Annotated in this window: 7 protein-coding genes; all 7 read left to right on the plus strand. The window is 69.2% G+C overall.

Annotated elements, in window-relative coordinates; all coding sequences use genetic code 11:
• The first annotated feature begins 45 nt into the window (after window positions 1-45).
• The 7 genes from ACL03I_RS10105 (at window position 46) to tsaA (ending at window position 6252) form a co-directional block, all read left to right on the plus strand.
• Complete coding sequence (locus ACL03I_RS10105) at window positions 46-978, plus strand: ABC transporter ATP-binding protein (protein ID WP_355070823.1); 933 nt, start codon at window positions 46-48, stop codon at window positions 976-978.
• Window positions 975-1766, plus strand: coding sequence for an ABC transporter permease (locus tag ACL03I_RS10110; RefSeq protein WP_356961827.1), 792 nt, complete (start codon window positions 975-977; stop codon window positions 1764-1766). The genes ACL03I_RS10105 and ACL03I_RS10110 overlap by 4 nt, the downstream gene beginning before the upstream one ends.
• Before the next feature lie 66 nt (window positions 1767-1832).
• Window positions 1833-2807, plus strand: a complete 975-nt coding sequence (locus ACL03I_RS10115) for a COX15/CtaA family protein (protein ID WP_412805728.1) — start codon at window positions 1833-1835, stop codon at window positions 2805-2807.
• Between the two features lie 227 nt (window positions 2808-3034).
• Window positions 3035-4219 (plus strand): NAD(P)/FAD-dependent oxidoreductase, encoded by a 1185-nt coding sequence (locus ACL03I_RS10120; RefSeq protein WP_412805729.1) that lies wholly within the window; start codon window positions 3035-3037, stop codon window positions 4217-4219.
• Window positions 4216-5133 carry an RNA polymerase sigma factor SigJ gene (gene sigJ, locus ACL03I_RS10125; protein WP_412805730.1) on the plus strand — a complete coding sequence of 306 codons (918 nt, stop codon included), beginning with the start codon at window positions 4216-4218 and terminating at the stop codon, window positions 5131-5133. Before ACL03I_RS10120 ends, sigJ begins: the two co-directional genes overlap by 4 nt.
• A gap of 74 nt (window positions 5134-5207) precedes the next feature.
• Window positions 5208-5750 carry a YceI family protein gene (locus tag ACL03I_RS10130; protein WP_412805731.1) on the plus strand — a complete coding sequence of 181 codons (543 nt, stop codon included), beginning with the start codon at window positions 5208-5210 and terminating at the stop codon, window positions 5748-5750.
• A 97-nt stretch (window positions 5751-5847) separates the two neighbouring features.
• Window positions 5848-6252 (plus strand): tRNA (N6-threonylcarbamoyladenosine(37)-N6)-methyltransferase TrmO, encoded by a 405-nt coding sequence (gene tsaA, locus ACL03I_RS10135; protein ID WP_355070812.1) that lies wholly within the window; start codon window positions 5848-5850, stop codon window positions 6250-6252.
• Window positions 6253-6331 lie beyond the last annotated feature (79 nt).

Consider the following 6331-nt stretch of genomic DNA (forward strand, 5'->3'; position numbering starts at 1 on the left):
AGCATCACCGGGTGCGCCGGAATCGAGCGCCGGCGAGGCGGCGTCGTGACGACAGCTTCCGGGCCTGCTGTCAGCGTGGACGGCGTCGTCAAGCGGTACGACCAGATCACCGCGGTGGACGGCCTGACGTTCGAGGTGGAACCGGCGCGGGTGCTCGCGCTGCTCGGCCCGAACGGCGCGGGCAAGACCACGACGGTGGAGATGTGCGAGGGATTCGCCGCGCCGGACGCGGGCACGGTGCGCGTGCTCGGCCTGGACCCCGTCGCCGATTCCGAACGACTGCGCCCCCGCATCGGCGTCATGTTGCAGGGCGGCGGCGCGTATCCCGGTGCGCGGGCGGGCGAGATGCTCGATTTGGTGGCCGCCTACTCCGCGGACCCGCTCGACCCCGACTGGCTGCTGCGCACGCTCGGCCTCCAGGACAACCGCCGCACCCCCTACCGCCGCCTCTCCGGCGGACAACAGCAACGGCTCGCTCTCGCCTGCGCACTGGTGGGCAAGCCGGAAATCGTGTTCCTCGACGAGCCAACCGCGGGGCTGGACGCTCAGGCCCGGTTGATCGTCTGGGAGCTGATCGATGCCCTGCGCCGCGACGGGGTGACCGTCGTGCTGACCACGCACATGATGGACGAGGCCGAGCAGCTCGCCGACCAACTGGTGATCATCGACCACGGCCGCATCGTCGCCTCCGGTACCCCGGCCGAGGTCACCGCCCACGGCGCGGCCGGGCAGCTGCGCTTCTGCGCCCCGCCCAAACTGAACTTGGAACTGCTGGCCAACGCCCTGCCCGAAGGCTTCACGCCCCGGGAGACCACGCCGGGCACCTATCTGGTGGAGGGCGAGATCAATCCGCAAGTGCTCGCCACCGTCACCGCGTGGTGCGCGCGGATGGACGTGCTGGCCACCGACATCCGGATCGACCAGCGCCGCCTCGAGGACGTCTTCCTCGAACTGACCGGACGGGACCTGCGCGGATGAGCGAGCACGACCGGACCGCCAACCGTTTCGCGCCGGGCACTTTCGCTCCCGCCCCGCGTCCGAGCACCCGCGCCGCGATGCTGCTCGCGCAGACCAGGCTCGAACTGATCCTGTTGCTGCGCAACGGCGAACAACTGCTGCTGACCATGTTCATCCCGATCACCCTGCTGGTCGGCCTCAGCCTGCTGCCGTTCGGCGACCTCGGCGCGGACCGGGTGGACAAGATCGTGCCCGCGGTGATGATGGTGGCCGTCATGTCCACCGCGTTCACCGGTCAGGCCATCGCGGTCGGCTTCGACCGCCGCTACGGCGCGCTCAAGCGGCTCGGCGCGACGGCGCTGCCGCGCTGGGGCGTCATCGCGGGCAAGTGCGCGGCGGTGCTCATCGTGGTCGTGCTGCAAGCCGTGCTGCTCGGCCTCATCGGCTTCGCGCTGGGCTGGCGGCCGGAACCGCTCGGGTTGCTGCTGGGCGCGGCGGTGATCGCGCTCGGCACCGCGACGTTCGCGGCGATGGGCCTGCTGCTGGGCGGCACTCTCAAGGCCGAGGTGGTGCTCGCGCTGGCGAACATCCTGTGGTTCGTCATGCTCGGCGTCGCCAGCATCGTGTTCGCCTCCGACGACCTGCCCACGGTGGTGAGCGTACTGGCCAGGCTGGTGCCCTCGGGGGCGTTGGCCGAAGCGCTGGAGAGCGCGATGCACACCAGCGTCGACTGGTTCGGGATCGCCGTGCTCGCGGTGTGGGGCGCGGTGTCGGGCGTCGCGGCCACCCGCCTGTTCCGCTTCCACTGAGCTTCAACGACGAAATGTAGTAGACCGGATGAAACCGCCGGATCCGGCCCGGCTACCATTTTCGACGTGCTGTATCGCGCGTTCTTGCGACTCGTCGACAAGCTGCCGCTGCCCTCCTCGCGGGTGCAGCGCCTGATCGCGCTCGCGGTCATCCTCTCCCAGGCGGGCATTTCGGTGACCGGCGCCGTCGTGCGGGTCACCGCGTCCGGCCTGGGCTGCCCGACCTGGCCGCAGTGCTTCCCCGGCAGCTTCACGCCGGTCGCGGTGTCGGAGGTACCGGCCATCCACCAGGCGGTCGAGTTCTCCAACCGGCTGCTCACTTTCGTGGTCACGCTGTGCGCGGCGGCGATCGTGCTGGCCGTTACCCGGGCGCGCCGCCGCCGCGAGGTGCTGGTGTACGCGTGGCTGATGCCCGGCGGCACCGTCGTGCAGGCGGTCATCGGCGGCCTCACGGTACGCACCGGACTGCTGTGGTGGACCGTGTCCACGCACCTGCTCGCATCCATGGTGATGGTGTGGCTCGCGGTGGTGCTGTACGCGAAGATCGGTGAACCCGACGACGGCATCGACACCGTGCAGGCTCCCGCGCCGCTGCGCTGGCTGACCGCGCTGGCGGGGGTCGCGCTCGCGGCGGTCCTGGTCGCGGGCACCCTGGTGACCGCCGCAGGCCCGCACGCGGGCGACAAGAGCATCGAACGTCCCGTAGAGCGGTTGCAAGTGGAGATCGTCACCCTGGTGCATCTGCATTCGCAGCTGCTCGTCGGCTACCTCGCTCTGCTGATCGGCTTGGCCTTCGGTTTGTTCGCGGTCGGTATCACACCCGCTGTGCGCACCCGCCTTTTCGTGCTGCTGGGACTGGTCTGCGCCCAGGGTCTGGTCGGCATCGTGCAGTACTTCACCGACGTCCCTGCGGCGCTGGTCGTCGTGCACGTGGGCGGGGCCGCGGCGTGTACCGCCGCCACCGCCGCATTGTGGGCTTCGCTGCGCACCCGGGAACGGGTCGTCGCCCCGAAGCCGGACCCCGCGGCACAGGCCGCCTGACGAAAACTGCGCGAACTGTGATCGTCCAGCGGGGAGCGAGCCGGGGTGATTCGGGGGCGGTCACCTCGGGCGGCGCCCACTCCGTAGGTCCTCCGGCGGGACGGGCCGCACGCTGGACGCCGCACCACAACCGCGACTGCGAGCGGTGGGTTCGCCGGCAGGCCTGACCGGGCAGTGAACTGCATCACCTACTGTTATTTCTCGGTGGTCGGCAGCGTCTCGTAGGCATGACGGAGCACAACAGCACCAGCTTCAAGGTCGTGGTCATCGGCGGCGGCTATGCCGGCGCCGTGGCAGCCAATCGACTGCGACAGCGCGACGACGTCGAGATCACCGTGGTCAACTCTCGTCCGAAGTTCGTCCAACGACTGCGGCTGCATCAATTGGTGGCCGGTACCGGAGAGGCCGAGGCGGACTACGGCCCGCTGCTCGGCGACGGTGTGCGCCTGGTCGTCGATGACGCCACCCGCATCGATACCGCCTCGCGGACCGTAGAGCTGGCATCGGGCCGCGCACTGGACTACGACTATGTCGTCTACGCGGTCGGCAGCACCGCGGCCCCGCCCACCACAGTGCCGGGAGCGGTCGAATTCGCCTACCCCATAGCGGAACTGGAGCACGCTCACCGCCTGCGGGCCGCCATCGAAGAGCTGCCGACGCAGGCCCCGATCACCGTGGTCGGTGGCGGGCTCACCGGCATCGAAACAGCGGCCGAGCTGGCCGAACAGGGGCGCGCCGTCACACTGATATGCGGCGATCGATTGGCTCCGAGTTTCTCGGAGCGGGCGCGACGGGTGGTGGCCCGGTGGATGGCCCGCAACAGCGTCGAGGTGCTCGAGAATGTGCGGGTGGCCGAGGTCCTGCGGGAGTCGATCGTCTTGTCCGACGGCTGCGTGGTGCCGAGCGCGGTCACCATCTGGACCGCCGGGTTCGGTGTGCCGGAGCTGGCCACACGCAGCGGCCTGCACACCGACGCTCTCGGGCGGCTCCTCACCGACGAGACCCTGACCAGCGTCGACGACAACCGTATCGTCGCGGCCGGGGACGCCGCCGCCCCGTCGAACCAGCCGCTGCGCATGAGCTGCCAAGCCGCCGGGCCGCTCGGCGCTCACGCCGCCGACACGGTGCTGGCCCGCATCGCAGGCACTGCGCCCGCGGCACTGGACATGGCGTTCCTCGGATCCAACGTCAGCCTCGGCCGCCGCGCGGGCATCGTGCAGCTCGCGCACAAGGACGACACACCCATGAACGCCCATATCTCCGGCCGCGTCGGCGCGCCGATCAAGGAGACGGCTACCAAGTGGACGCTGTGGGGAATTCGATGGGAAGCCCGCAAGCCCGGCTCGCTGTTCTGGCTCAAGGGCGGCAGGCGGCTCCCGCTGTCCGATTCGGAGATGGCGGCCAACTCGTGAGCACTACCGATGAGCATGCCGCGCGGTTCACCCTGTTGCGGCCGTTGCTGTTCACGATCGCCTACGAAATCCTCGGCTCGGCGACCGAATCCGACGACGTGCTGCAGGACAGCTACCTGCGGTGGGCCCAGGTGGACCTTGCGACGGTGCGGGACACCAAATCGTATCTCGCGCAGGTGGTGACCCGGCAGGCGCTCAGCGCGCTGCGGCTCAGCGCTCGCCGCCGCGAGGAATACATCGGACCATGGTTGCCCGAGCCGCTGCTGCTCACCGAGCACGATGCCGCGAGTGATCTGGTTCTCGCCGAGTCGGTTTCGATGGGGATGCTAGTGCTGCTGGAATCGCTCACCCCGGATGAACGCGCGGTGTTCGTGCTGCGCGAAGTATTCGCCTTCGGTTACGACGATATCGCCGCATCGGTCGGCAAATCCGCGGCGGCGGTGCGTCAAATGGCCTACCGCGCCCGCGAATACGTCCGGTCGCGACGCAACCGGTTCGGGCCGTACGACCGCGCCCGGATCGCCGAACTCACCGAGAAATTCATGACGGCGGCGACCACTGGTGACCTGGCGGGCCTGCTGTCGATGCTCGCGCCGAATGTCACTTGGACCACCGACAGCGGCGGCAAGATCACCGCGGTACGCCAGTTGGTGATGACCGGCGCCGAGCAAGTTGCCACGATTCTGCTGAACCTGCTGCAAGCAGTGCACCGCAGGCCCGGCATGCGGATCGAGCCGGTGAACTGCAACAGCGAGCCCGCGGTCGCCATCTACACCGGCGACCATCTGGAGGCCGTTCTCGTGCTGGACATCGTCGACGACGTGATCGTCAACGGCTACGGCATCCGTAACCCCGACAAACTCGCCGCCCTCGCCATCGCGCGCACCATCACCCGCGATCCCGGCCGGGCGTGAGACCCACGTTACCGCACCACGCTTCGAGCGGCCGGCTCGCCCGACCCATCCGACCTCGCCAGGAGTGACCGACCATGTCAACCACCATCGAACTCGCCGACCTGACCGGCGACTTCGTCATCGATACCGCCCGCACACGAATCGGCTTCATCGCCCGGCACACCATGGCCACCCGGGTGCGCGGGAGTTTCGGGGAATTCGACGGCAGCGCGCATCTGCACTTCGGCGACCCCTCGAAGTCCAGCGGCGGGCTGCGGATCCAGGCCGCGAGCATCGACACCCGCAACCGGCGGCGCGATGATCTGCTGGGCAGAAAGTTCCTCGCCGCCGATGACCACCCGACCATCACCTTCGCCCTGACCGGGGTTGCGCGGGTCGACGAGACCACAGTCCAGGTCACCGGCGACCTGACCATCCGCGGTGTCACCAAGCCGGTGACCGTCGACTTCGAACCGGCCGGCGTGCGGAACGACCCGAACGGCGCCCTCCGAGTCGGCTTCACCGGCGCAACCACGATCAACCGCAAGGACTGGGGGGTGCACTGGAAGGCGGCCGCGGGCATGGTCGCTCCGAAGGTGACGCTGGAGTTCGACCTCGCGGTGATCCGGCAGTCCTGATATCGGCAATATTCCGAAAGCCGAGCCCGTCGCTCTTGGGTGATTCGACGCCCGAGGGCAACGGGCTCGAACCACCTGCGAGAACGGCAAGGACATCATGACCGATTACACGCTGCGCCCGATCGGGCACGTCGAATCCGTGCTGACCGACCCCGCCACCGCTCCCCGCCAACCCGATGAAGGAGCCCCGCCGGCCTGGCTGGTCATCGATGACCGATATGCCCCCGCCCTCGACGGACTCGCCGCAGGCATGGACATCTTGGTATTGACCTGGCTCGATCGTGCCGACCGCGAAACACTCACCATCCACCCGCGTGGTGACGCGACTCGCGCGACCACCGGCGTCTTCGTCACCCGCGCCCCACATCGGCCCAATCCGATCGGTCTGCACAGCGTCCATGTCCTGGCCGTCACCGGAACCCGCATCCACGTCCGCAACCTCGAAGCTGTGCACGGCACACCGATCCTCGATCTCAAACCTGTTCTCACCGAGGACCGTTGACCGCTGTGGACGAGCCGTGGGGGGGGGGCCCCCCCCCCCCCCCCGGGGGGGGGGGGGGGGGGGGGGGGGCCCCCCGCCC

Origin of the sequence: Nocardia sichangensis (assembly GCF_047200615.1) — a bacterium.
GTDB lineage: Bacteria > Actinomycetota > Actinomycetes > Mycobacteriales > Mycobacteriaceae > Nocardia > Nocardia sichangensis.